We start from the raw sequence: 26,351 nt of genomic DNA, 5'->3' as shown, positions 1-26,351 counted from the left end.
ATTAACGTTTTAATATTCTTACCTACAAATACAAAATCCCCGATTTTTAATCTTTCCTATTATTGTGGTGATAAAATATGAAAAATATTGAAATTCTCTTAGACAATCCAAAAAAGGCAATTATTGAAGTCTCAAAGCCAATAATTGTTGCCACATTTGTTGAATCAATATATAGCTTAGTCGATAGCATCTGGGTCTCTGGATTAGGAGCAGATGCCTTAGCTGCTGTGGGAGCAAGTTTTCCAATATTAATAAGTATTTACGCAGTTAGCTGGGGTTTAAGCATTGGGATTAGCTCTGGAATAGCGAGGAGGGTTGGAGCAAAAAATAAAGAAGAGGCGGATGAAGTTGCTAATCATGCAATTATCTTAGCTCTAATTGCTGGAATTTTGTATATTATAGCTGTATATCCAAATCTTGACACACTATTTAGCTTAATGGGCACTTATGGAAATTGTAAGTCATTAGCTATACAATACTCCGGTATATTAGTTTTAGGAACTCTTATATTTACAATCTGTGATGCATTGTATGGTATATTTAGGGGGGAGGGGAACACAAAAATAGTGATGATAGCAAGCGTTATAGGAACTTTAACAAACATCATCTTAGACCCAATATTCATCTACTTATTAAACTTAGGAATAAGTGGGGCAAGTTATGCAACATTGATAGCTGTAATTATCTCCCTCTTAATTCTATCTTATAGTTTATTTATAAAAAAATCATGCTATGTTACTGTTAAATTATCAAAATTTAAGCCAAATTTAAATATTATAGCTGATTTAATTAGAGTTGGCGTTCCTTCAGCATTAATAGAGATGACTGTGGCAGTATCATTTTTTATAATGACATCAATAATAATGATAGTTGGTGGAAGTAAAGGCTTAGCAGTATATACTGGAGCTTTGAGGATAACAGAATTTGGTTTTATTCCAATGTTAGGTCTGGCAAGTGGAGCTACTTCAGTTATAGGAGCTACTTATGGGGCAAAGAGCTTTGAAAAGTTAAAAACAGCTTATTTTTACACAATAAAAGTTGGAGTTTTAATGGAAATTGTAATAGTTGCTTTAATAATGCTCTTAGCTCCAGTGTTGGCTTATCTCTTTACTTATACTGAAGTTTCTATGAGTATTCATGAAGAACTTGTTAAAGCTTTAAGAATAGTTCCACTATATCTATTATTCAGCCCTTTCATCTTAGCAACTTCAGCAATGTTTCAAGGAATTGGAAAAGGAGAAAAATCTCTAATAATTTCCATATTTAGGTCTTTGATATGTCATATATCTTATGCTTATGTGTTTGCAGTAATCTTAGGTTTGGGAATGCTTGGAATATATGGAGGTTTAGTGACTGGAGAATTTACAGCTGGAATTTTTGCGTTTTTATTTGGAGTTTTAACTGTAAAAGCATTAATTAAATATAAAGAGGGATGATTATGATTGGATATGTTCTGAATGGAGAGCATGAAGAACTTCCTTTTGGAGAATTAAAGGCTTTGTTAGATATCTTCAACTATAACGGAAAAATTGAGAGATTAAAAAGATATGTCATAACTGAAGACAGTCCAGCTAAAGAGATTGTCAGAAGAAGCGGATACATAGATGAGGGGCATAGAATAATATTTAGATATGATTTAGAAGAAAAAAGTGCTAATTTAGCAGATAAAATTGTTGATGACTTTATAAACTCATTTAAAGAGTTCTTAGAGGATAAAAGCTATCCAGATATTGATGAAAGTAAATCTTATGCTGTCAGAGTTCTAAAACTTCACAAAGATGAATTTACTAAATCTATAGATTCATTAAAGATTGAGAGAGAAATTGGTGGAATTATAAAACTAAAAACCAACGCAAAGGTAAATTTAACAAAACCAGACATTTTAGTTAGAGTTGTTATTTTAGAAGATAGTTTCTTTATCTCTAATGTATTAGAAATGAGAGATAGAGAATACTTCCAAAAGAACAGACCACATTTAAGAAAATACTTCCACCCTGGTTGTATGCTTCCAAAGCTTGCAAGGGCTATGGTAAATTTGGCAAGAGTTAAAGAGGGAGATATAGTCTTAGACCCATTCTGTGGAACTGGAGGATTTTTAATTGAAGCTGGTTTAATTGGAGCTAAACTTATCGGCTGTGATATAGATTGGAGAATGGCCTCTGGGACTTTAATTAATCTTGAAGAATACAACTTATTGGATAAAGTAATAAAAGTTAAGAGATTAGATGCAAAGTATGTAAAAAAGTTTTTAAATGAATTAAACATAGAAAAAGTCGATGCCATTGTGACAGACCCTCCTTATGGAATATCAACAGCAAAAAAGGGTGAGATTGAGAAAATTTTGGAGATGCTCCCAGATGTTGTTAAAGATAACGGCTACTTTGTCTTTGCATATCCAAAGGAGATTGAGCTTGATATGAAATTAGAGGGACTTTATAAGGTATATATCCATAAGGGGCTGATTAGACACATCCATGTTTATAAGAAGATTTAAATTATTACATTTACTAAAAATATTTATGAAAATTTATGAAAAATTAATTAAATTGTAAGTCAAATATTTAAATACCTAACCGAAAAGTTTATATATCTGAAATGTAATGCATAATTATGCAAACATTGGGTGCCGCGGTAGTTCAGCCTGGGAGAACGCTGGACTGAAGATCCAGTTGTCGGGTGTTCAAATCACCCCCGCGGCACCAATTTTGTGTGCCCCCATAGCTCAGATGGTAGAGCGACGGACTGTTAATCCGTAGGTCGCAGGTTCGAGTCCTGCTGGGGGCGCCATTAATTTTTTTATTTTTTTATGCCCGATATGGGCCCGTAGCTCAGCCTGGTCAGAGCGCTCGGCTCATAACCGAGTGGTCAAGGGTTCAAATCCCTTCGGGCCCACCATATAAAATCCCACCATATAAAATATTACTAATTAGCTCCGGTGGTGTAGTCCGGCCAATCATGCGGGCCTTTCGAGCCCGCGACCCGGGTTCAAATCCCGGCCGGAGCATCAATTATCCTATTTTATTATTAAGGATAATAGATGTTATATGTGCAGGGGTCGCCAAGCCTGGCCAAAGGCGCTGGGCCTAGGACCCAGTCCCGTAGGGGTTCCAGGGTTCAAATCCCTGCCCCTGCACCATAGGTAAAGTGGCCGGGGTGGGGTAGTGGCCATCCTGGGGGACTGTGGATCCCCTGACCCGGGTTCAATTCCCGGTCCCGGCCCTTTTTTATTTTTAACCTTAATTGTTCTAATCCTAAAAACATTACATATAACAACTTCCCACTATAGAATGCACTCGAAGGATGCGTCCCCAATCCGGAGGGGTTGGGGCTGAGGCAAGCCCACGATTGGTGGTGAAACCCCACAGCAACCAGCCGCAAGAAAGGTTTATCCTTTCTTGCGACCGTACCTCCCACTTAATTCCGGTTGATCCTGCCGGAGGCCACTGCTATCGGGGTCCGACTAAGCCATGCGAGTCAAGGGGCTCCCTTCGGGGAGCACCGGCGCACGGCTCAGTAACACGTGGCTAACCTACCCTCGGGTGGGGGATAACCTCGGGAAACTGAGGCTAATCCCCCATAGGGGAGGAGGTCTGGAATGATCCCTCCCCGAAAGGCGTAAGCCGCCCGAGGATGGGGCTGCGGCGGATTAGGTAGTTGGTGGGGTAACGGCCCACCAAGCCTACGATCCGTACGGGCCCTGAGAGGGGGAGCCCGGAGATGGACACTGAGACACGGGTCCAGGCCCTACGGGGCGCAGCAGGCGCGAAACCTCCGCAATGCGCGAAAGCGCGACGGGGGGACCCCGAGTGCCCACGCTCTGCGTGGGCTTTTCCGGAGTGTAAACAGCTCCGGGAATAAGGGCTGGGCAAGTCCGGTGCCAGCAGCCGCGGTAATACCGGCGGCCCAAGTGGTGGCCACTGTTATTGGGCCTAAAGCGTCCGTAGCCGGCCCGGTAAGTCTCTGCTTAAATCCTGCGGCTCAACCGCAGGGCTGGCAGAGATACTGCCGGGCTTGGGACCGGGAGAGGCCGGGGGTACCCCAGGGGTAGCGGTGAAATGCGTTGATCCCTGGGGGACCACCTGTGGCGAAGGCGCCCGGCTGGAACGGGTCCGACGGTGAGGGACGAAGGCCAGGGGAGCAAACCGGATTAGATACCCGGGTAGTCCTGGCTGTAAACTCTGCGGACTAGGTGTCGCGTCGGCTTCGGGCCGACGCGGTGCCGAAGGGAAGCCGTTAAGTCCGCCGCCTGGGGAGTACGGTCGCAAGACTGAAACTTAAAGGAATTGGCGGGGGAGCACTACAACGGGTGGAGCCTGCGGTTTAATTGGATTCAACGCCGGGCATCTTACCAGGGGCGACGGCAGGATGAAGGCCAGGTTGACGACCTTGCCAGACGCGCCGAGAGGTGGTGCATGGCCGTCGTCAGCTCGTACCGTGAGGCGTCCTGTTAAGTCAGGTAACGAGCGAGACCCGTGCCCCATGTTGCTACCCTCCCCTCCGGGGGAGGGGCACTCATGGGGGACCGCCGGCGCTAAGCCGGAGGAAGGTGCGGGCAACGACAGGTCCGCATGCCCCGAATCCCCTGGGCTACACGCGGGCTACAATGGCCGGGACAATGGGACGCGACCCCGAAAGGGGGAGCGAATCCCCTAAACCCGGTCGTAGTCCGGATCGAGGGCTGTAACTCGCCCTCGTGAAGCCGGAATCCGTAGTAATCGCGCCTCACCATGGCGCGGTGAATGCGTCCCTGCTCCTTGCACACACCGCCCGTCACGCCACCCGAGTTGAGCCCAAGTGAGGCCCTGTCCGCAAGGGCAGGGTCGAACTTGGGTTCAGCGAGGGGGGCGAAGTCGTAACAAGGTAGCCGTAGGGGAACCTGCGGCTGGATCACCTCCTGAGAAAAAAGCGCTGGTTGCTGTGGGGCACCAAACCAGTCGTGGGCTTGCCTCATAGGGAAAGTGGGCCCGTAGCTCAGCTGGGAGAGCGCCGGCCTTGCAAGCCGGAGGCCGTGGGTTCAAATCCCACCGGGTCCACTATACATGCAGCCTGCAACTCCAAAGAGTTGCAGGTGAAGGGCCTGACTAAACATGAGGGCCATGCATAGGCTTCCACATCCCGGTGAAATCTGGATACTCTGCCGGGCCACCAGCCCACCTGGTGGATGGCTCGGCTCGGGGCGCCGAGGAAGGGCGTGGCAAGCTGCGATAAGCCCGGGGGAGGCGCAGGCAGCCGTAGAACCCGGGATCCCCGAATGGGACTTCCTGCCCCATTTGGGGCGCTCCCGTCAGGGAGCGGGAACGCGGGGAAAAGAAGCATCCGAGTACCCGCAGGAAAAGAAACCAACAGGGATGCCGGGAGTAGGGGCGACCGAAACCGGCACAGGGCAAACCGAATCCCTACCCGTAAGGGTAGGGAGATGTGGAGTTGCAGGGCCCCCAATACAGACCCACACTGGGAAGCCGAAGTCCCCTGGAATGGGGCGCCATAGAGGGTGAAAGCCCCGTAGGCGTAACCAGTGTGGGTCTTGGGGTGTCCCTGAGTACCGCGCGTTGGATATCGCGCGGGAAGCTGGGAGACATTAGGCTTCCAACCCTAAATACGTCCCGAGACCGATAGCGAACTAGTACCGTGAGGGAAAGCTGAAAAGCACCCCTTGCGGGGGGTGAAAAGAGCCTGAAACCAGGTGGGTACGGAATGGCACGGCCCGAAAGGTAACCACCCCGAAGGAAACTCCCGCGAGGGAGGAGTACGAGGGGTGGCATGCCGGGGTCGTGCCGTCCGTTTCGAAAAACGGGCCGGGGAGTGTACGGGTGTGGCGAGCCTAAGGGGTTCAACCCCGGAGGCGTAGGGAAACCGACATGCCCGCAGCCCTTATGGGCGAGGGGCGGGGTCTTAATGGGCCCGGAGTCACACCCGTACGACCCGAAACCGGGCGATCTAGGCCGGGGTAGGGTGAAGCCCCTCACCAGAGGGGTGGAGGCCCGCAGGGGTGTTACCGCGCAAAGTGCTCCTCTGACCCCGGTCTAGGGGTGAAAAGCCAATCGAGCCCGGAGATAGCTGGTTCCCCCCGAAATAACTCGCAGGTTAGCCGGGGGTTAGGTAGATGGCGGGGTAGAGCCACGGATAGGGTGTTTAGGGGGCGAAAGCCCTCGGCACCCTGTCAAACTCCGAACCCGTCATCGCCGTAGCCCCCGAGTGAGGGCATACGGGTAAGCCGTATGTCCGAGAGGGGAACAACCCGGACCCGGGTTAAGGCCCCTAAGTGCCGGCTAAGTGTAAATGAGAAGGGAGTCCCTGGCCTAAGACAGCGGGGAGGTTGGCTTAGAAGCAGCCATCCTTTAAAGAGTGCGTAACAGCTCACCCGTCGAGGTCAGGGGCCCCGAAGATAACGGGGGCTAAGCCGGCCGCCGAGACCCGGGGGCGCCTAACGGCGATCCGGTAGGGGGGCGTCCCGCGGGGGTAGAAGCTCGGCCGTGAGGTCGGGTGGACCCCGTGGGAACGAGAATCCCGGCAGTAGTAACAGCAAAGTGGGGTGAGAATCCCCACCGCCGAAGGGGCCAGGTTTCCACAGCAACGGTCGTCAGCTGTGGGTTAGCCGGTCCTAACCCCCGGGGTAATTCCCTGGGGGGAAAGGGAAGCGGGTTAATATTCCCGCGCCACCGGGGTACGTGCGGCAACGCAAGGCCAGCTCCTGACGCTTCGGGGTAGGCCGACCACCCCCGTCGGGGTGGCCAAGCGCATAAGCCCGGGGAGTGCCGTAATGGCGAGAACCGGGCAAAAGCGTGATGGGCCCTCCGTTAGGAGGGTTCGGCTGAGCCCTGGAGCCCGTGAAAAGGGAGCTGGCAAGGATCCCCGGTGACCGTACCCAGAACCGACACAGGTGCCCCTAGGCGAGTATCCTAAGGCGTGTCGGGAGAATCCGGCCCAGGGAAGTCGGCAAATTGGCCCCGTAACTTCGGGAGAAGGGGTGCCTGCGGTCTTCTCTAACTGAGGGGACCGCAGGTCGCAGTGGCCAGGGGGGTCCGACTGTTTAATAAAAACACAGGTCTTGGCTAGCCCGTAAGGGTGTGTACCAAGGCCGACGCCTGCCCAGTGCCGGTACGTGAAACCCGGGTACAACCGGGCGAAGCGCCGGTAAACGGCGGGGGTAACTATAACCCTCTTAAGGTAGCGAAATTCCTTGTCGGGTAAGTTCCGACCTGCATGAATGGCGTAACGAGACCCCCACTGTCCCGGGCCGGAACCCGGTGAACCTACCATTCCGGTGCAAAGGCCGGAGACCCCCAGTGGGAAGCGAAGACCCCGTGGAGCTTTACTGCAGCCTGTCGTTGGGGCATGGCCGTGGGTGCACAGCGTAGGTGGGAGCCGTCGAAGCCACCCCTCCGGGGGTGGTGGAGGCGTCCATGGGACACCACCCACCCATGGCCATGTCCCTAACCCCGTAAAGGGGGACACCGGCAGGTGGGCAGTTTGGCTGGGGCGGCACCCCCCTGAAAAGGCATCAGGGGGGCCCAAAGGTCGGCTCAGGCGGGTCAGAACTCCGCCGTGGAGTGCAAGGGCAAAAGCCGGCCTGACTTGGTCGGTAAAAGAGGCCGACCAAGAGGCGAAAGCCGGGCCTAGCGAACCCCTGTGCCTCACCGATGGGGGCCAGGGATAACAGAAAAGCTACCCCGGGGATAACAGAGTTGTCGCGGGCAAGAGCCCATATCGACCCCGCGGCTTGCTACATCGATGTCGGTTCTTCCCATCCTGGGCCTGCAGCAGGGCCCAAGGGTGGGGCTGTTCGCCCATTAAAGGGGATCGTGAGCTGGGTTTAAACCGTCGTGAGACAGGTTGGTTGCTATCTGCTGGGGGTGTTGGCCGCCTGAGGGGAAGGTGGCTCTAGTACGAGAGGAACGAGCCGCCGGCGCCTCTGGTCTACCGGTTGTCCGACAGGGCATTGCCGGGCAGCTACGCGCTAAGGGATAAGGGCTGAAGGCATCTAAGCCCGAAACCCTCCCCGAAAATAGGCGGCCAGTCCCTTCGGGGACGAGGGCTCCCGTAGAAGACGGGGTTGATAGGCCGGGGGTGTAAGCGCCGAGGGCTCTGCCCGAGGCGTTCAGCCCGCCGGTACTAATCGCCCGAGGGCCCGGCAGGGTATCCAGACACTAAGCGGATGTGGAAGCCTATGCATGGCCCAAAAGAGGCCACCATTTATTTCTTGGTACGGCGGTCATAGCGGGGGGGCCACACCCGAACCCATCCCGAACTCGGAAGTTAAGCCCCCCAGCGATGCCCCGAGTACTGCCATCTGGCGGGAAAGGGGCGACGCCGCCGGCCACTTTTTATTATTTTAGAAGATAATATTTGTATATCCAAATGTTAAATTGAGTGGGTAAGGGGGCTGGTGACTTTCCCCTCTTTGAGAGGGGAGGAAGTTCCGCCCACCCCATTTATGGGCAGCGTCCCCTGAGAAGGGGCGGGAGATGCAGCAGAAACGACACGGCTCCGGAAGAGATGACGATGATAGTGAAAGTTGAGGACTTCCGGAGAACCGGTGAAACGGGCATCTCCCCTGCCCGGGGTGCAAGCCGGTTTCGGCGCTTAGCCGAATGTCACCGAAATTACAGAAGGCGGGCTATAGCCCCCATACCCGCTCATTTTTATTTTTTTTAAAATTAATTTATAAATTTAAATTTATTAGTGTAGACTGTTCTATCCAAATTAAAGGTTTTTATATTATCAAAAAGTAAAATTAAATTTAATAAAAGAGATTAAAGATTGGGAGAAAATGGATAGCGTTCTAAGTGGTAAAATTGTCCAAATACTCGTAGGATATTTAAAAGAAAATATCTACTCTGAACAAATGATGAAACTTAGAATGAAAAGAATTTGCAGTTATGAAGAGTTTTTACCCACATACTCATTAATAGAGAGAATTACCGAGGAAAACAAAGAGATAGCAATAAAAGTATATGAAAAGAACATTATTGTAGAGATTGTTAAAGATTTCAAAAATAAGAATTTAATAGAACTATTTGAACTTAAAGAAGAGTTATTTGATGAAGCTTTAAGCTATTTAAAAAAATATGATGCAGATAAATTTTTAGAAAGCTATACCTTATACTGTTTTAGTGAGTATTCAGACCCAGATTCATTTATAAAAGAAAATAAAAGCATATTGACAAAACTTCTTAGAAATCAGTATGAAGATGTTCCAGAAGAATACATAAACGAATTACTAATGAACAAGATAAAATATTCTACAAAGGATTTAATCATCTTAGATTGGGATAACGGGATAATTTTAGATAAAAATGAAGATTTCTGGGAAGAAGTTGATATTATTGAGCTTGCATGTATTAGGGTTTTGAATTTAAGAGTTTTTGATAACATGTTAAGTGAAGCAATCCAATATTTCACAAAATTGCAGTGGGAGAAACTTGGATATTTTAAGCTAAAAAAATTATCTAAGGATTTATACCTGCAGAGAATTAGCTATATATCATATTTTGATAGCATTGAAAATGTCCTTATGTTATATGGGGATAGATATTATGCTGAATTATATGAGAGATTGTGTAAAATCTTCTATGTCTCAGAGTGGATTAAAAGAGTGGAGAAAAAAATGGAAATGATTAGCGATATATACACAATGACAAGACAGCATTTAACAGAGTTTTATGGGCTACTCTTAGAAGGAACAATTGTTGCTTTAATACTGTTAGAGATAATCTTAGCTTTAGCAAAAATTGTTTAATAATAGAACTTACGCAGAGAAAAATATTTTTTATTGAATAATGAAGCCCTTGGGCTTCTATAGTTTTTTGCATTTGCAAAACATTTTGGAATACGTAAGGTAGTTATGAACGCCTTCCTTTGGGAAGACTTTCAAATTTTCATTATTAATTTTAACAACTTTTGCAAAAAACTATAACTTCCAAATTTTATATAAAAGTGCGTAAGTTCTATTTAAATGACTCCTGTCTCTTCAGCCAATTTCCTTGCCTCTTCTCTACTTAACCCATCTCTTAATATAGTCCATCTGTTTCTAATTTTATGAGCTATAGTTAAAGCCTCAACAATAATATCTTCATCAAATCCAAGTTCTTTGGCAGTTGTTGGTGCATCAACCTTTTTTAAACTCATTTTAATCTTTTCATGTAATCCAGATAATTTTTTATTCTCTTTCTCATGTAGATAGCTCATCATTATTGTTCCTATTCCACATTGCTCCCCATGTAAGGAATTAACATCTAAATTATATTCCTCTTTTAACTTATCCAACGCATGTGAAAAGAGATGCTCGCTTCCAGAAGCTGGTCTGGAGGAGTTTGCTATAGCTATTGCTATCCCACTCCCAACCAGTGCTTTTACAAGTTTTGTGTGATACTCTGACAAATCTGAGTTTAAAACATAGCTTATTAGCTCTTTGGCTATTGTCTTTGAGAATATAGCAGAACTCTCACTGTACTTTTCCCCTCTCTCTTTATAAGCTAATTTCCAATCTAAAACTGCAGTTATATTTGATACAATATCTCCCATTCCAGCACTCAATAATCTCTTTGGGGATTTTTTTATTATCTCAGTATCAGCAATAATAGCTATTGGTGCATCCACCATAAATGAGGGCTGTTTTATGGATACAATTGGTGATGCTATGCCATCGTTTGATGCCGTTGTTGGCACACTAATAAATGGAATTCCTAATTTATAAGCCAAGTATTTTCCAGTATCTATTGCCCTCCCCCCTCCAACACCAATTATACAATCATAGTCAATATATTTCTGCTCAATTATTTGAGAATTTAAGATTTCATCGTAATATTCAATGTCATAGAAAAATTTACAGTATTTTTTTGTATTTCTTCCAGTCACAATTAGTGGATTTCTTAAGTTGAGCTTTTTTAAAACTTCTTCTATTTTATTAATCGCTCCATCCTCTATGATTGTATATCTTGGCGTGATTATAATCATTTTAATCCCTCTCTTAAAATATAAGAAATACCTTGCCCAAAACTTATGCCACCGTCTCCATTAGGGACTCTTTGATGATAGATAAAGTTAAACCCCTCTTTTTTTGTATTTAGCATAACCCTCTCAGTTATTATTCTGTTGTATGAAACCCCTCCAGTGATGCCTATAGCATTTATGCCATATTTATCAGCTATTTTCTTAGCAATCTCAAATAATCCGTCAGCTATATAGATGTGGGCATAATATGCTATCTTCTCCTTACTTTCATTATTTAATAGCATCTCATAGCATTTATAGATGAGTTCAGTTGTATTCAATATATTGTTTTTTATCTTTGGCTCTACCTCTATATCTCCTTTAAATCTATTTGCTACTGGCTCCAATCTTATGCTCGGCTCTCCATCGTAGGTTTTTTCAAAGCAAATACTTAACAAAGATGATATTGCATCTAATACCCTACCAGTGGATGTAGTTATTGGACAGTTGAGCTTTTTATCAAGCTGGAATTTTAATAATCTAAGCTCTTTATCTGAGAAGAAATTATATTTACTTATAAAATCAAATGCCTCATCACCAATAGCCTTATATAAAATTGAGAGAAGCATCCTCAAAGGATACTTAGTTGCTAAGTCTCCTCCCAGCTGATACTGCTCTTCCAAATGCCCAACTCTCATCATCTTGTTATCTTTAAATAATAAAACCTCTCCACCCCATATATTTCCATCTAAACCATAACCAACTCCATCTAAAGATAAAATAACTGCATCATCAAAGTAGTTGTTGTCTCCCAATAAGCTATAAGCATGTGCAAAGTGATGTTGAACTCTAAAAATCTCAACTCCAAATTTTTCAGCTAACTCTTCAGCTAACTTAGTTGAATTAAACTGCGGATGTAAATCACAAACAATAGCATCAATCTTATTTGTATTTGTTAATCTCAAAATGTTGTTTATTGCATCTCTCAAATAGCAGAATGTCTCATATTTTGAAGTATTTCCAATATATTGGGTTAAATAAAACTTATTTCTCTTTACAATACATGCTGTTGAATTTAGCTCAGCTCCAACACATAGGATGTTTTTATCATTCTTAATATCAACCTTTACCGGCTCTGGAGCAAATCCTCTCGACCTTCTTAAAAAAACTATTCTATTAGCTACCTTTTTAACAACACTATCATCACATCTATTCACTATCCGCCTATTATGCAATAAGAAATAATCCGCAATACCTTCAAGCTTTTTTAATATCTCATCATTGTCCTTAACCATTGGTAAGCCAGGTAGATTAGCTGAGGTCATAACATAGGCAATCTCTTTATCAAACAAAAGATAATGCAGTCCACTGTATGGAAGCATAACTCCAATGGTATCTAAATTAGAAACATACTCTGAGAAGTATTTATCATAATCCTCCCCTTTCTTTAAAACAACTATTGGTCTTCTTAAGGATAATAAAGCTTCTTTTTCATCTTTATCAATTTCAGCAAACAGCTCTATATATTCTCTTTTACTCATCACTGCAAATGGTTGTGTTGGTCTTCCCAATCTCTCTCTTAAATTTAATACTGGCTCATCTTCACTAACCTTGCAAGCTAAGTGTGTTCCTCCAATCCCCTTTATAGCTAAGATATAGCCCTCTTCTAATAATTTAACTGTCTCTCTAACTGCATCATCCTTTTCAGCTATAATCTCTTTTCCATCAGTTAAAAACACTTGAGGACCACAAATTGGGCAACAAGTAGCTTGGGCATGGAATCTCCTATCTAAGGGGTTTTTATATTCCTCTAAGCATTCTTTGCAAAGGGGGAAATCTCTCATAGATGTGTTTTCCCTATCATAGGGGAGTTTTTCAACTATTGTAAATCTTGCCCCACAGTTTGTGCATGCTATAAACGGATATCTATATCTTCTATCATTTATGTCAAACATCTCTTTTAGGCAGTCATCGCATATAGCCACATCCGCTGGTATAGTACCTTCCTCCTCTTCTTCGGCATTTTCACTCTTTATAATATAGAAGTCATCAAAATTTGAGCTATTATCTTTTATCTCCTCAATATCTAATCTATCAATCCTTGACAATGGAGGTTTTTTGTTCTTTAAATCATTTATAAAGCTCTCTATATCTTCCTTTTTTCCTTCGACAAATATCTCCACATAGTTTCCTAAGTTTTTCACATAGCCCTTTAAATTGTTCTCCTTAGCAATTCTATAAACAAATGGTCTAAATCCAACACCTTGAACTATGCCTTTAACTTTAATCTTCACTCTCATCTTAAACACCTAAAAAATAATATCTCAACAAAAGTTTTATAATTAAATATTGCATTAGAATTTTTAATATGGTGTTTTGAAAATCTAATTGATATTATCAATCTTTTAAATATCCATATTAAGATTTATGATAAAGTTTATATAAAACTAAATTAATCTGTCTTTATGTGAAGCTACTTAGGGGATAGTATGATTGATAGGGTTTTGTTGGAGTTGAATAAGACTGAGGGTATTAAGGGTTCTATGGTTGTTGGTAAGGATGGTTTGGTTATTGCCTCTCAGTTGCCTGGGAATGTTGATGCTGAGTTAGTTGGGGCTATGGCTTCAGCAGCATTTGGGGCTGCTGAAAGAACAGCAGCAGAGATTGGCATGGGGGCTTTAGAACAAACAATGATTGAAGGAGAACATGGTAAAACCCTAATGGTCGATGCAGGAGAAGGAATCTTAGTAGTCTTAACAGATGCAAAGGTTAACTTAGGATTAATCAGAATAACAATGAAAAGAGCCGCAGAAAAAATAAAAGCAATGTTTTAAATGAAATCTTTAAAAATTTGCTATTGGAGGGTTTAGAATGAAAATATCAATATATGGAGCGGGAAATCAAAAACTCTATTTAGAAAAATTAAAAGTTCCTGAAAAGTTTGGTGGAACTCCTCCTTACGGTGGAGCAGGGATGGCAATTCAGTTTGCACAAGCTGGACATGATGTAATTTTAGCTGAACCAAATAGAAATATAATGAGTGAAGATTTATGGAAGAAAGTTGAAGATGCTGGAGTTAAGATAGTTAGTGACGATATTGAGGCAGCAAAGCATGGAGAAGTTCATATTTTATTTACACCGTTTGGAAAAATAACAATAAACATTGCAAAGAATATTATTGAACATGTTCCAGAAAATGCCGTCATTTGCAATACTTGTACTCTCCCAACTCCTGTTTTATATAGGACATTAGAGGGAATTTTAAGATTAAAGAGGAAAGATGTTGGAATTTCATCAATGCACCCAACAGGAGTTCCAGGAACTCCAGGGCAGAAATACTACACAATTGCTGGAAAAGCATTAGAAGGAAAAGAGTATGCAACAGAAGACCAGATAAATAAATTGGTTGAATTAGTGAAAAGCATTGGAAAGATTCCTTACGTAGCTCCTGCAGATGTTGTCCCTGCAGTTGCAGATATGGGAGCTTTAGTTACTGCAGTTGCATTAGTTGGAGTTTTAGATTATTATAGAGTTGGAACGCAAATTATCAACGCTCCAAAGGACATGATAGAAAAGCAAATATTGATTTCTCTTCAAACAATTGCATCAATTATTGAAACATCTGGAATGGAAGGATTAATGAAAGTTTTTAATAAAGATGCTCTCCTTTCATCTGCAAAGAATATGGTAATTGATGAAAAACAGGAAGGTTTAAACTTAGCTTTGAAGATTATTGAAGAGTTTGATAAATCAACTATTGGAGAGAAAGAAGTTAATCAAACTTACTTAGTAGCTCCTCAAGCTTTGATAAAAGAAGCCACATCATTAGTTGGAAAGAGTGCTGTTGAGGGAATGATTAGGAGAAGTTCAAATAAGTTATTTGATTAATTAAATAAGGTGACACAATGGCATTAAAATTCAATATTGAAGAATTATCAAATACAAAAAGAGATACATTAGGAAGAGATATTGATGTTACTGTTTTTAGATTAATAAGATTTATGGATTTGGAAAAATATTTGGGAAGAGGGGCTCATGGAGTTATCTATGAATGTGGAAGAGAACTTGGACAAGCATTGAATCCAAAAAGTGTTGAGGATGTTGTTAAATTCTGCGAAGAATATAAAATTGGAAAAGTAGAGATAGTTAATAAAGAGCCATTACAAATTAGGGTTTATGAGTGCATATCTTGCTCTGGATTACCAAATGTTGGAGAAACATTATGTTGGTTTGAAGGTGGCTTTATAGCTGGATGCTTAGAAAAAATATTAAATAAAAAAGTTAGAGTAAAGGAAACCCATTGTGCAGGTTTAGGACATGATTACTGTCAATTTGAAGTAAAATTCTTGTAAAAAAATAAATATTTATTTAATGATATTTTTTCATCTCATCTATTATATATTCTAAAGCTTCAAAACCCTCTTTTCTATGTCTTGCAAAAACAGCTATTGAAGCAATCCTCTCTCCAACGTTCAAGAATCCGGTATTATGATAAAACAAAATCTCAATAACATCAAACTTATTCTTTGCATCTTCTATAATCAGCTTCAATTTTTCTAAGATATCATCATCTATGTGCATTCCTTTTGAAGGGATTTTTTCTCCATTTTTTAAATCATACTCTCTAACAAATCCATTGAAAGTTACGATACATCCAAATTTTCCTTTGTATTTTTCAATATATTCATCCATTTTTTTGCAAAACTCTTCATAGTTGTTAAAAATCATTTTCTCACCTAAAATTTTAATTAATAGTTAAAGATTAACTAAGAATAAAAAATTAACTTATATCTATTTATTTTTATGTATGGATTTAATAAAAAATAAATAAACCATAAACCTCCAAGAGTTGATTTTAACTAAAAAAGGCATATTTGATATTTTTATTTATTATCCCCCAAGGGGCATGATTTTAGAAGAATAAAGGTTAAGGGAGGGATGGAGATGGAGAATTTTCCATCCCACAATGGGCATGATTTTAGAGGATAATCATTCACAACCTGTTTTTTTATTACTTTTCTAATATTTATACTTTTTGGTGGTGTATTCTTCTAAGGGCAGATAACTTCTGTTATTTATAAACCCAAATGTTATTTGAATCTTATTACTTTGATAAAAATAAGGATTTTAACACATTTAAAATTAAAGATTCAATATATTTGTTTGAGAAATTGTAATTTAAAAGAAAGCATATAAAATTCCTGAAAATTCCAATAATTTAATAAATCCAAATAAATAAAACCTTTAAAATAAACCACCCTTAGAAATTTGATAAAAACTCTTAAAATTGAAAAATAAGTTTTTAAAGATATTTAAATTAAAAAGAAAAGAATTTTCACGTGATAAATGTCATTTGAATTTATATTATTCATCAACATAATAATACTCTCCCTTCTCTTTCTGCATAATATCTCTTTGACTTCCTTCTTTATTAGCTCTCGGTCTTCCTGTCTCTGGGTCTCTTCTAAATGTAATTTGCATTTCTTTTAAGAATTTGTTAGCCCCCTCCCTTTTATTCATTGGACTACTACCAACTCCAAACTTCCCTGGCTCTCCACTGAATACAATAAATCTATCTGAAATGTAGTCTTGGAATAATATGTCGTGGTCAACAACAAACATCCCTGCCTCTTTTTCATCTGCTATCCTCCTTATCACTTTTGAAACTCTCAATCTCTGCTCAACATCTAAGAATGCAGATGGTTCATCCAATAAATAGATATCAGCATCTCTACTCAAACATGCAGCTATAGCAACTCTCTGCAACTCTCCACCTGATAAGTCCTTAACATTCATATCCAATAGCTTCTCTAATTGTAGTGGATTAATTATCTCTGATTTATAATAAGAGGTATGAATGTTGGTTATTGAACTCAATAAATCTTCAACAGTTCCGTCATAATCTGGAGTAATATATTGCGGTTTGTATGAAACCTTAATGTCTTTTTCTTTGATAACCTCTCCTTCATCCGGCTTAATTACTCCAGCTAATAACTTAACAAATGTTGTCTTTCCAATACCGTTAGGCCCTAAAATACCAATAACTTCTCCTTTATAAATTGTTCCTCCACTAACCTCTAACTTAAAATCTCCTAAAGTCTTTTTCATTGATGAATATGTCAATAAGATTGGTCTGTTTTTAAAGTCAATAACTGCCCTCTTCTCAAATATAATTGGCTCTTTTCTAAATCTTATATTCTCTTCCCTCAACTCTCCGTAGAGATATTCGTTAATTCCTACCCTAACACTCTTTGGCATTGAAACAATACCATAAGCTGAGGGGACTCCATACATTATGTGAATATAATCAGATAAGTAATCCAAAACAATCAAGTCGTGTTCAACTACAACAACTCTATTTAATTCCCTAATTAACCTCGCAGCGTTGAATCTCTGCCTAATATCTAACCATGAAGATGGTTCATCAAAGAAATAGATGTCTCCTTTTCTCAAATATGCTGCAGCAATGGCAACTCTCTGCAACTCTCCACCAGATAATTGGCTTAACTCTCTATCCAAAATATTTTTTAGCTCTAACTTCTCAACAACTTCATCAAACTTACCTTTTTCATCAATCTTCTTTAATAACTCTCCAACCTTTCCTTTAACAACCTTTGGTAGTATATCAACATACTGAACTTTATGGATAGCTTTTATTCCCTTATTTTTTAAATTCTCAAAGTATTCCTGCAACTCAGTTCCTCTGAAGTATTTTATAACATCATCATAATTTGGCTCTTTATCATGCTTACCTAAATTAGGAATTAACTCCCCAGCTAAAATTCTTAAGACAGTAGATTTACCTATCCCATTCTGCCCTATAATCCCAACAACTCCGTCTCTTGGAATAACCAAACCAAATAGCTTAAATCTATTCTGCCCATAAGAATGGACTATCTTATCCTCACTCAACTCCTCTGGCAATCCAATAATAGATATTGCCTTAAATGGACATCTTTTAACACATATCCCACAACCAGAGCATAGAACCTCTGATATTACTGGCTTTCCTGTGTTTTCATCAATCTCTATTGTCTTTTCTCCCATTCTAACTCCTGGACAGTATTTCATACATTCCATAGAACATTTCTTTGGCTGGCATCTATCATAATCAATAATAGCCAATCTCATAAAATCACCTCTATAAATTTTTTAAATTTTAAAATAAAAGAATAGAAAAGTTTTTTAAAGAAAAATAGATTAATTTATTCTTCTCTTACTCTCTTAGCAACTTCCTCAGCCATTTCAAATGTATTTAAGTTTCCTCCTAAGTCAGGTGTTGTTAAACCTAAAGCTAAAACCTCCTCCAATGCCTTTTCAACCTTATCTGCAGCTTCATACTCTCCTAAGTATCTAAGCATTAAAACAGCACTTAATATTGTAGCTGTTGGATTAGCAATTTTCTTCCCAGCAATATCTGGAGCTGAACCATGCACTGGCTCAAACAAACCATGCTCATCTCCTATATTTGCTGAAGGAGCTAAACCTAACCCCCCAACAGTTCCAGCAGCTCCATCTGATAAAATATCTCCAAACAAATTGGAAGTGACAACAACATCAAATGTTTGTGGTTTTGTTATGATATACATGTTCATTGCATCTATATAGTAGTCTTCTGCTTTTATATCGTCATATTCTTCAGCAACTTTATAAAATATCTTTTTAAATAATCCATCAGTTAATTTTAAGACATTTGCCTTGTGAGCACATGTAACCTTTCCTTCCTTACCCATCTTTTTTCTCTCTCTTGCTAAATTAAATGCAAATCTAAATATTCTCTCACATGCCTTTTCAGTAATAACTCTTGTAGCTATTGTAACTCCTTCATCAATCTCTGCCTCTATCCCTTTATAAAGCCCTTCGGTGTTTTCTCTAACTATAATATAATCTATATCTGGCCTTAAGCATTTAACTCCTTTATAAGCTTTTACTGGTCTTACATTAGCGTAGGTGTCTAAGATATGTCTCAATCTAACAATAACATCTGCAGCTGTCTCTCCAGCAGCTCCAAACAAAACAGCTTCACAATCTAAAGCAGTTTCAATTGTTTCTTCTGGAAGGGCTTTACCTGTTCTTTTATAAACTTCATCTCCTGCCTCTGCATAGACAAACTCAAATGGCAATCCTGTAGCTTCCAAAACCTGTATTGTTGCTGGAACAACCTCTTTACCAATTCCATCTCCTTCGATTACACAAATTTTATGCATGCAATATCACCAACATTTTTATGGTGGTAAATATAATAATAATGCCATCACTTAAAAATATTTACTAACTATTTATGGTGATTAAATGGAACATGAAAATTGGATAGAGTTAGAGAAAAAATATCACATCCAAATTTATGGAAGATTGCCAGTAGTTTTAGTTGAAGGTAAAGGAATGGAGGTTTATGATATTGATGGGAAGAAGTATCTTGACTTCTTGGCTGGAATTGGAGTTAATAACGTAGGACACTGCCATCCAAAGGTTGTTGAAGCAATAAAAAAGCAGGCTGAAACTCTAATTCATACATCAAACATCTATTACACAATCCCACAAATAAAGCTTGCTAAAAAGTTGGTTGAGCTAAGTGGATTAGATAGAGCTTTCTTTTGCAACAGCGGAGCTGAAGCTAACGAAGGAGCTATAAAGTTTGCGAGAAAGTATGTGTCAAAAATTCTTGGTAGAGATGGAGGAGAAATAATCAGTATGTATAATGCATTTCATGGTAGAACTTTAACAACATTAGCAGCAACACCAAAACCAAAGTATCAGGAAGGGTTTTATCCTCTACCTCCAGGATTTAAGTATGTTCCATTCAATGATATAGAGGCTTTAAAAGAGGCTATAACAAACAAAACTGCTGCTATAATGATTGAGCCTGTTCAGGGAGAAGGAGGAATTCATGTAGCTGATAAAGATTATTTAAAGGCTGTTAGGGATTTATGTGATGATAAAAATATCGTCTTAATTTTTGATGAAGTGCAGTGTGGAATGGGAAGAACTGGAAAGATGTTTGCTTATGAGCATTATGGTGTTGAGCCAGACATCTTAACGTTAGCAAAAGCCCTTGGAGGAGGAGTCCCAATAGGGGCAGTTGTTTTAAAGGAAGAGATAGCTAAGGCATTAAGTTATGGAGACCATGGAACAACGTTTGGTGGGAATCCATTAGCTTGCTCTGCTGCTTTAGCAGCTATTGAAGTTATAGAGGAGCTTATTAAAGATGACAAAGTTATAGAAAAGGGCAAATATTTCATTCGAAAACTCGAAAACCTTGCGAAGAAATACAACTTCATAAAAGAAGTTAGAGGCTTAGGATTGATGATTGGAGTTGAGCTTGAATTTAATGGGGCTGATATGGTTAAAAAAATGCTTGAAAAAGGATTTTTAATTAACTGCACTTCTGATACTGTCTTGAGGTTTCTACCTCCATTGATTGTAGAGAAAGAACATATAGATGCTTTAGTCAATGCATTGGATGAAGTATTTGCTGAGATAAATAAGTAATTACTATTTATTTTTTATTTTGTCTTTCTTTTTGGTTTAACTACCTTAATCAATATTGCATTTGTTGGGCATCTACCAGCACAGAACTTGCAGTTGTGGCAGTATTCTACATCGTAAGCATAGTATTTCCCATTTTCATCTTTTGTCCATATAAGAGGACCTTTTGGACATACATCATAACATCTTCCACATCCAATACATTTTTCCCTATCTACAATAATCTCAACAGCCATTCTATTCCTCCAAAATTTTTATATATTTTGACTAAATACATACTAAATGCATAATTGTAAGTTATAATTAATATTATTAATCATCCGAAATTCGGTGATATTATGGATGAAAAGGACTTAAAAATTATCGAAATTCTTATGAAAGATGGAAGAAAATCATACACAGATATAGCAAGGGAGTTAGGAACGAGTGAAAGTTCTATAAGAAAGAGAGTTAAAAAATTGGAGGAAGAAGGAGTTATTAAGGGTTATACTGCAATAATAGACCCTTCAAAAATTGGTTATAACGTTGTTGCATTAACTGGCTTTGATACAGAGCCAGATAAGTTTTTAAGTGTTGCTAAAGAACTCTGCAAGTTTGAGGAGGTTAAGAAGGTATTTACCTCAACAGGGGACCACATGATTATGACAGAAATCTGGGCTAAGGATGGAAAAGAGTTTTCTGATTTAATATTTAACAAAATTGGAAAGATTGAAGGAATAAAAAAGATTTGTCCAGCAATTATCTTAGAACAGTTGAAATAATTATTTTAAAACCTTCCCAGTTCTTAAATACCAGATATATAAATCCAGTTCAGAGAGTTTTAAATTAACCTCTTTTCCAATATCTCTCAATATATTCTCTATCTCTAAGTATTTTTTCCTACTCAATGTTTTTGGAATCTCATCGATGTAGTTGTTTTCATAAAGTTCTCTCAATATATGCCTGTCAATTATAGCAACATCATCATAACCAACATTCCTTAAAAAGTGGCTTGCCTCCTTGTATCCAATCCCTTTTATGTTTCTTACTAAAAACTCTCTTGCTACTTTTTCATTCTCAAAACTTTCAACTATATCTTTGATATTTTTAAATTTTCGTGCTAAAACTATAAATTCAGCCCTTTTTCTATAAAACCTATGTCCTAAAATTTTTAATTTTTCTTCTAATTCCTCTTTTGGAAGTGTTAAAAACCCATCTCCGATTTCTTTTTGAATCTTTATTCCTCCTTCAGCTGTAAAATTAGCTGTTAAGATGCAAAAGCAGAGTTCTTTAAACCATTCTTCGTTAGATTTATTTTTAAAAGATTTAAATTCACTAATTCTTTTATCAATAATGTCTTTAATTTCAGAGTTCTTTAGCTCCTCAATCTTTTTAATTAGCATTATATCACCAAAAAATAAAATTTAAAACAAAGCTGGACATACAGCAAAGTATGCAGAGCATTTATTGATTTCTTCATTTTTCTTTTTAATATTTTCCAATTTCTCAACTGCTTTAATATCAACTGTCTCTTTGACTTCAATTAATCCCTTCTCAACCATCTCATTTATTATATCCTCAACCATCTTGTTTCTTATTATTACAGTGTTCCATCCATCTTCACTTCCAACACTTCCAACTGATACATCTGCATACTTAGCTGAGAAGTCAGTGCAAACTCTACAGCCTAAGTTGCAGAGTTTTTCAATCTCTTTTATTGGAATTTCATAAACAACTTTTTCAGTTCCTGCAAAACCTTTTTTCTTTAATGTTTCAACAACAAATTTTCCTTTTGTAATGTTCATCTTAGATACTTCATCCATGTTGAGTCCAAGTCTCTCCTTTATAATGTTCTTTATTGTCTCATAATAGAAGTTTTTGGTGCAGAATAAACCAACCTTTAAAGTTAAATTAAATTGCAATCCTCCCAATATATGGCAAGGCAAACCAACCAATCCAACTTTATCGTAGTTTTCAGTTGCATACTCTAACAACTTGTTGTTTGGTGAGATTGAGTATTTGCTCTTTGTTGATTTCAATAACTCTGTTGGTGTTGTTGCTAAATAAGCTACTGGCTTCCAATTTTTATCTCCTACAACTACTACTGCATCTAATATGCCATTTTCTAAGCAGTAACTTAATAGTGTTGTTGTAAACCCACCATCTTGGGCATCAATATTTAATTTTGATTTTACTGAGAGATATTTCATTATGCCTCACCTCGAAACTTTATAAAGCCATAAAAATGAAAATGTTTATTAATTATACAACTTCTTTTACTCTTATACAGTTGAAGAAGCAAGTTCCGACACCATAGGGCTATCGCCCTATTGGTATACCCAGAGCGGGGCTTCACTACGTTCAGCCCCACTTTATAATGCTTCTTTTACTCTTATACAGTTGAAGAAGCAAGTTCCGCACTTAATACACTTGCTTATATTAACTTTAGGTTTCTCATCTATAGTTAGAGCATTTGCTGGACATTTAGCAACACATGTTCCACAACCAGTACAGAACTCATCATTTATTGGCTTATCATCACACCCTAAGCAGAGTTCTTTATTTGAAGTTAATAGAACCTCATTAACCTTCATATAGGCATCAATAATTGGTTTTCCAGCAATAATTTCATAAGGTTTTAGTGTTTGGCTATCATTCTCAATAACTGCCTTAACTACTCTCTCAACCTCTTCTTCATCTGGTTGGCATCCGATGATTGCATAATCTACCTTAACAACATCTCCAACTCTAACAAATCTCTGTGGAAAGCCGTTTTCTAAGCCGATAAGCATCCTCTGAAAGCCACCACTCACAGCACAGCTACCAACGGCTATTAATATTTTTGCATTCTTTCTAATTTCTTTTATTTTATTAACTTCCTCCTCATCATCTAAATTTACAGCCCCTCCAACCAATACAATACCCTTTTCTTTTAATTTGTTGTAATATTTCTTTTCAATATTTTTGATAATCATATCACAAGAACCGCATCCAGTCATAAAACCACCTCTTTATAAATAGTAGCATCTTTCACATAGCTGAATGATTCTTTCTGCTTCTTCTTCATTTACATTATCCAACACAGCTTTGTTGAAGTTCTCACTTGTTAATATTGTATAGTCCAAAATCTCCCTTCCAAGTAACTCAACTTTGTGATAAACAATTCCTTCGCCTCCTTCTATAACAACTTCCCCAATTGCCTTTCCATCCTTTATAATTGGCTCCATGTATGGCTGTGTTAATTTTAATTTGTTTAAGAGCTGTATAATCTTATTTAAGCAGAATTCTATCTCAATCATTCTTGCAGATAACACATCCCATAAGTTTTTTGAATTTATTAGTCCCTCTTTATACATTCTTGCCAAAGCTCCACTATAAACTGCCTTCCCATCATAAAGTGCTGTTTTTGGTAAGCCATTTGTTTCAACTTTATTAATATCAAAGTTGTAAGCGTCAATCAACTCAACATCTGGTAATGGAATCTTTGCCTTTCTTTCATCAACTAACTTAACAAATTCCTTATCAACTAAGTTTAATCCTTCTTTTGCTAAATCTATCAATTTTTCTCTTCTTTTATCACTTATATTCTCTAAAACTCCACCAACTGTCAAATATTTAGCTTTCTTTCCCAATATTGATTTTATTTTGTTCCCAACATCTGCCAATTCATCTGTATCTATAAATTCTCTCAACTTTATTGCATCTGCTTCAACAATCTCCCCCAATCTTGCAATCTCCCTCAAATACTGTCCTTCATTTGGAACTGTTATGTTATAAGCTTTCTCAACAGCCATAACTCCTGCCAATGCATGAGAGATTTCATTTAAACAGCATAACCTTGTCATAGCTGGGGGAATAAAATCAATGTCTCTCCCCATCATTGAGCTCTCAAATCCCCTAATTTTCATAATTCCACCTTTTTAAAATGTTTTAAAAATTTAAAAAGAATTTAAATTAAATCCCAAGCTTTTTCCTCTTCTCCATAATTGTCTGCTCTAATAAATCAGCCGCTTTGTATGGGTTTGGTTCTGGGATTAATTTACCTCCTGTTAAGCCCTCAACTGCTTCAGTTAAAACCTTTGTTACTAACTCACTGCCAGTAACGAATGGGATTGGTGAGACATGAACAGTAAAGCCCATATCAACTGCATAGGTTGCATCTGCCAATGCCTGCTCTTCTAACCACTGTGGTGCTGAAGCTGCAACTGGTAAGTCAGGGATATCAACTCCCAACTCTTCAGCAATTGCAACTGCAACCTGCTCAATTCTTGCAATACTCAAACATGCTCCAAAGTTTAAGACAGGTGGGATTCCTAAGCTCTTGCAGACCTCTTTTAAGTTCTCTCCAGCTAATTCAGCACTTGCTGGGTCAAAGAGACCTGCGTGTTTCAATGGGCTATTTACACAACCCCCTGCTAAGACTAAGATATCCCTCTTAATGAGCTCTTTTGTTAATGTAACAATTATATTGTCGTGTCCTCCACTTGCCAAGTTTGAACATCCTACAACTCCAACAACACCCTTAATTTTACCACTTGCAATTAAGTCAATTAATGGCTTGACACTTCCTCCTAAGAACTCAATTAATGACTCCTCTCCAACTCCAACAACTGATTTAACCTTCTCATCGTAGTAATCTTTCTGCATTCCTTTTCTCTCTTTAAATGCCTCAATTGCTTTCTTAATTATCTCTCTTGCCTTTTCTTTTGCATTTTCTGGCTCCCATGGAATGTATTCAGCCCCCTCAACATAAGCCATGTCATCAATACAGATTAGTTTTGTCTTTGTCTTTTCAGCAACAAACTTCAATCCATGGAATGTACAGTTGAATTCTGAAACTACAGCATCAATTAATCCAGTTGCAACCAATGGCTCTGTTGTGAAGTTGTTTGCTATGTAACCAACAAAGCTTTCTGGTAAGTGAGCAATTCTTGTCTCCATATCTTGTCCGTTACAAGTTGCTCCAATGATTTTAATCTCATCAGCTCCAGCTTCCTTTGCCATCTTTATTAAATCTTCTTCCATTGCTGCTTCACATAATGGCTGGATTAAAGCGTGCTGGTGTCCTGTTATCATAATATTTACGTTGTTTGGCTTAACTGAACTGAATCCATTTTCAACCACTGTAATCTTTGGTGAGCCAAATAAAATATCATTTAACCAGCAAGTCATTAAAAGCCCTGTAAATCCTGCATGTAACCCTAATCTAAGGCAATGAACCAATAAATCCATTGGATTGCTGTTTAAGTTTGTTGAGGTCTTTGTTAATGCATCAACAATCTCTCCCTTAGCTCCTCCCGGAAGGATGTCTAACTTTTCAAATACTTCCAATCTCTTTTCTGGACAGAGTTTTGGAACTAATTCACTCTTTTCCCATCTTGGTTTATACATATCATCTAATATGAACTCAGCAACTTCAACAGCTAACTGCTTAGCATCTTTATTTGCATCAAAGCCAAGTTTTTTTGCTAAGAATCTTAATTTTTTCTCATTTCTTATCTCATAGCTTCCTTCTCCTTTTCCGGCAGATAATAAAGCTCTTGCGGCGTTTTCAGCACAATGGACATAGCAAGATGTTCCAGCAGCAACTGCTCTGCATAGATTTCTTGCTACAATAACATCTGCTGTTGCTCCACAAACACCGTAAGGAGTTTTTTCTGTTATTCTACAAGGTCCGTTAGCACATAGTATGCAATAAACTCCCTTTAATCCATAAGGACACTTTGGAAATTGATTTGGGAATCTTGTATGAGGAGTTTCAATACCCTTCAACTTTGCCTTTTCAACCATCTCCTTAATTTCTGGAATAGCAGCGATGCAGTTTTTCATACCTATCACCAAGTATATTTTTAACTTATTTTACGATAATCATTAGTATATTAACGAATAAATAACATTAACGGTTTGAAAATCGTCCATAAAATTTGCATTAAAAACGATATTCACATTAAAAC

At 39.3% G+C, this 26,351-nt stretch carries 19 protein-coding genes, 7 tRNA genes, 3 rRNA genes and 1 other RNA gene; 19 read left to right on the top strand and 11 right to left on the bottom strand.

Annotation, left to right across the window (positions count from 1 at the left end; all coding sequences use genetic code 11):
• The first annotated feature begins 77 nt into the window (after positions 1-77).
• The 14 genes from MFS40622_RS07370 to MFS40622_RS07310 all read left to right on the top strand — a co-directional run bounded on the left by MFS40622_RS07370 (position 78) and on the right by MFS40622_RS07310 (position 9,739).
• Entirely contained in the window at positions 78-1,436 is a 1,359-nt protein-coding gene (locus tag MFS40622_RS07370; RefSeq protein WP_012981043.1) for an MATE family efflux transporter, read from the top strand.
• A 2-nt stretch (positions 1,437-1,438) separates the two neighbouring features.
• A complete protein-coding gene (locus tag MFS40622_RS07365) occupies positions 1,439-2,494 on the top strand; it encodes a TIGR01177 family methyltransferase (protein ID WP_012981042.1) in 1,056 nt (351 codons plus the stop codon).
• Between the two features lie 131 nt (positions 2,495-2,625).
• Positions 2,626-2,702: transfer RNA gene (locus MFS40622_RS07360), tRNA-Phe, on the top strand.
• A 9-nt stretch (positions 2,703-2,711) separates the two neighbouring features.
• Positions 2,712-2,787: transfer RNA gene (locus tag MFS40622_RS07355), tRNA-Asn, on the top strand.
• Positions 2,788-2,817: 30 nt separating this feature from the next.
• Positions 2,818-2,895: transfer RNA gene (locus MFS40622_RS07350), tRNA-Ile, on the top strand.
• Positions 2,896-2,929: 34 nt separating this feature from the next.
• Positions 2,930-3,004, top strand: a tRNA-Glu gene (locus tag MFS40622_RS07345).
• A 44-nt stretch (positions 3,005-3,048) separates the two neighbouring features.
• Positions 3,049-3,136 (top strand) — tRNA-Leu (locus MFS40622_RS07340).
• A gap of 11 nt (positions 3,137-3,147) precedes the next feature.
• A tRNA-His gene (locus MFS40622_RS07335) sits at positions 3,148-3,219 on the top strand.
• Positions 3,220-3,417: 198 nt separating this feature from the next.
• Positions 3,418-4,896 (top strand): 16S ribosomal RNA (locus tag MFS40622_RS07330).
• Positions 4,897-4,960: 64 nt separating this feature from the next.
• Positions 4,961-5,033 (top strand) — tRNA-Ala (locus tag MFS40622_RS07325).
• A gap of 100 nt (positions 5,034-5,133) precedes the next feature.
• A 23S ribosomal RNA gene (locus MFS40622_RS07320) occupies positions 5,134-8,136 on the top strand.
• Between the two features lie 68 nt (positions 8,137-8,204).
• A 5S ribosomal RNA gene (gene rrf / locus MFS40622_RS07315) occupies positions 8,205-8,319 on the top strand.
• The 16S, 23S and 5S rRNA genes sit together here with 7 tRNA genes alongside, the layout of an rRNA operon.
• Positions 8,320-8,374: 55 nt before the next feature.
• An RNA gene (rnpB, locus tag MFS40622_RS09350) (RNase P RNA component) lies at positions 8,375-8,632 on the top strand.
• A gap of 138 nt (positions 8,633-8,770) precedes the next feature.
• Complete coding sequence (locus MFS40622_RS07310) at positions 8,771-9,739, top strand: hypothetical protein (protein WP_012981041.1); 969 nt, start codon at positions 8,771-8,773, stop codon at positions 9,737-9,739.
• A gap of 212 nt (positions 9,740-9,951) precedes the next feature.
• Here the strand turns inward: MFS40622_RS07310 and MFS40622_RS07305 are convergent, their stop codons facing one another.
• Both MFS40622_RS07305 and hypF read right to left on the bottom strand, forming a co-directional pair.
• Complete coding sequence (locus MFS40622_RS07305; protein WP_198003866.1) at positions 9,952-10,953, bottom strand: sn-glycerol-1-phosphate dehydrogenase; 1,002 nt, start codon at positions 10,951-10,953, stop codon at positions 9,952-9,954.
• Positions 10,953-13,232: a carbamoyltransferase HypF gene (gene hypF, locus MFS40622_RS07300; protein WP_012981039.1), complete on the bottom strand. Its 2,280-nt coding sequence runs from the start codon at positions 13,230-13,232 to the stop codon at positions 10,953-10,955. The genes MFS40622_RS07305 and hypF overlap by 1 nt, the downstream gene beginning before the upstream one ends.
• Before the next feature lie 189 nt (positions 13,233-13,421).
• Between hypF and MFS40622_RS07295 the strand changes: the two genes are divergently transcribed.
• From MFS40622_RS07295 to MFS40622_RS07285, 3 genes are read left to right on the top strand one after another with little or no spacing between them, the layout of a single operon-like run.
• Positions 13,422-13,766 (top strand): roadblock/LC7 domain-containing protein, encoded by a 345-nt coding sequence (locus tag MFS40622_RS07295; RefSeq protein ID WP_012980672.1) that lies wholly within the window; start codon positions 13,422-13,424, stop codon positions 13,764-13,766.
• Between the two features lie 37 nt (positions 13,767-13,803).
• Positions 13,804-14,820 carry a H(2)-dependent methylenetetrahydromethanopterin dehydrogenase-related protein gene (locus MFS40622_RS07290; protein ID WP_012981038.1) on the top strand — a complete coding sequence of 339 codons (1,017 nt, stop codon included), beginning with the start codon at positions 13,804-13,806 and terminating at the stop codon, positions 14,818-14,820.
• 17 nt (positions 14,821-14,837) lie between these two features.
• On the top strand, positions 14,838-15,284 hold the full coding sequence (locus MFS40622_RS07285; RefSeq protein WP_012981037.1) for a V4R domain-containing protein: 447 nt from the start codon (positions 14,838-14,840) through the stop codon (positions 15,282-15,284).
• A gap of 16 nt (positions 15,285-15,300) precedes the next feature.
• Here the strand turns inward: MFS40622_RS07285 and MFS40622_RS07280 are convergent, their stop codons facing one another.
• The 3 genes from MFS40622_RS07280 to leuB all read right to left on the bottom strand — a co-directional run bounded on the left by MFS40622_RS07280 (position 15,301) and on the right by leuB (position 19,139).
• Positions 15,301-15,660: a molybdenum cofactor biosynthesis protein MoaE gene (locus tag MFS40622_RS07280; protein ID WP_012981036.1), complete on the bottom strand. Its 360-nt coding sequence runs from the start codon at positions 15,658-15,660 to the stop codon at positions 15,301-15,303.
• 636 nt (positions 15,661-16,296) lie between these two features.
• Positions 16,297-18,063, bottom strand: coding sequence for a ribosome biogenesis/translation initiation ATPase RLI (locus MFS40622_RS07275; RefSeq protein ID WP_012981035.1), 1,767 nt, complete (start codon positions 18,061-18,063; stop codon positions 16,297-16,299).
• A 74-nt stretch (positions 18,064-18,137) separates the two neighbouring features.
• On the bottom strand, positions 18,138-19,139 hold the full coding sequence (gene leuB / locus MFS40622_RS07270) for a bifunctional 3-isopropylmalate/3-methylmalate dehydrogenase (protein WP_012981034.1): 1,002 nt from the start codon (positions 19,137-19,139) through the stop codon (positions 18,138-18,140).
• 85 nt (positions 19,140-19,224) lie between these two features.
• Here leuB and MFS40622_RS07265 point away from each other — a divergent pair, with 85 nt between their 5' ends.
• Positions 19,225-20,421, top strand: a complete 1,197-nt coding sequence (locus MFS40622_RS07265) for an acetylornithine transaminase (protein WP_012981033.1) — start codon at positions 19,225-19,227, stop codon at positions 20,419-20,421.
• Between the two features lie 14 nt (positions 20,422-20,435).
• Here the strand turns inward: MFS40622_RS07265 and MFS40622_RS07260 are convergent, their stop codons facing one another.
• Complete coding sequence (locus MFS40622_RS07260; RefSeq protein ID WP_012981032.1) at positions 20,436-20,654, bottom strand: ATP-binding protein; 219 nt, start codon at positions 20,652-20,654, stop codon at positions 20,436-20,438.
• A 102-nt stretch (positions 20,655-20,756) separates the two neighbouring features.
• Between MFS40622_RS07260 and ptr2 the strand changes: the two genes are divergently transcribed.
• Positions 20,757-21,179, top strand: coding sequence for an HTH-type transcriptional regulator Ptr2 (gene ptr2 / locus MFS40622_RS07255; RefSeq protein ID WP_012981031.1), 423 nt, complete (start codon positions 20,757-20,759; stop codon positions 21,177-21,179).
• Here ptr2 and MFS40622_RS07250 read toward each other — a convergent pair whose 3' ends face one another.
• The 5 genes from MFS40622_RS07250 to cooS all read right to left on the bottom strand — a co-directional run bounded on the left by MFS40622_RS07250 (position 21,180) and on the right by cooS (position 26,226).
• Entirely contained in the window at positions 21,180-21,800 is a 621-nt protein-coding gene (locus tag MFS40622_RS07250) for an N-glycosylase/DNA lyase (RefSeq protein WP_012981030.1), read from the bottom strand. It abuts the gene before it with no gap.
• 21 nt (positions 21,801-21,821) lie between these two features.
• Positions 21,822-22,607, bottom strand: a complete 786-nt coding sequence (locus MFS40622_RS07245) for a Coenzyme F420 hydrogenase/dehydrogenase, beta subunit C-terminal domain (RefSeq protein ID WP_012981029.1) — start codon at positions 22,605-22,607, stop codon at positions 21,822-21,824.
• 162 nt (positions 22,608-22,769) lie between these two features.
• The gene (locus MFS40622_RS07240; protein ID WP_012981028.1) at positions 22,770-23,396 is read right to left on the bottom strand and encodes a 4Fe-4S binding protein; all 627 of its coding nucleotides are present in this window, start codon (positions 23,394-23,396) and stop codon (positions 22,770-22,772) included.
• A gap of 12 nt (positions 23,397-23,408) precedes the next feature.
• Entirely contained in the window at positions 23,409-24,305 is an 897-nt protein-coding gene (locus MFS40622_RS07235) for a nickel-dependent hydrogenase large subunit (RefSeq protein WP_012981027.1), read from the bottom strand.
• Positions 24,306-24,351: 46 nt separating this feature from the next.
• On the bottom strand, positions 24,352-26,226 hold the full coding sequence (cooS, locus tag MFS40622_RS07230) for an anaerobic carbon-monoxide dehydrogenase catalytic subunit (protein ID WP_012981026.1): 1,875 nt from the start codon (positions 26,224-26,226) through the stop codon (positions 24,352-24,354).
• Positions 26,227-26,351: the final 125 nt, after the last annotated feature.

This window comes from Methanocaldococcus sp. FS406-22 (genome assembly GCF_000025525.1).
In the GTDB taxonomy this organism is placed as follows: Archaea; AGJL01; Methanococci; order Methanococcales; family Methanocaldococcaceae; genus Methanocaldococcus.
The sequence above is the reverse complement of the archived record's forward strand: the minus strand, read 5'-3'. Positions and strand labels throughout refer to the sequence as shown.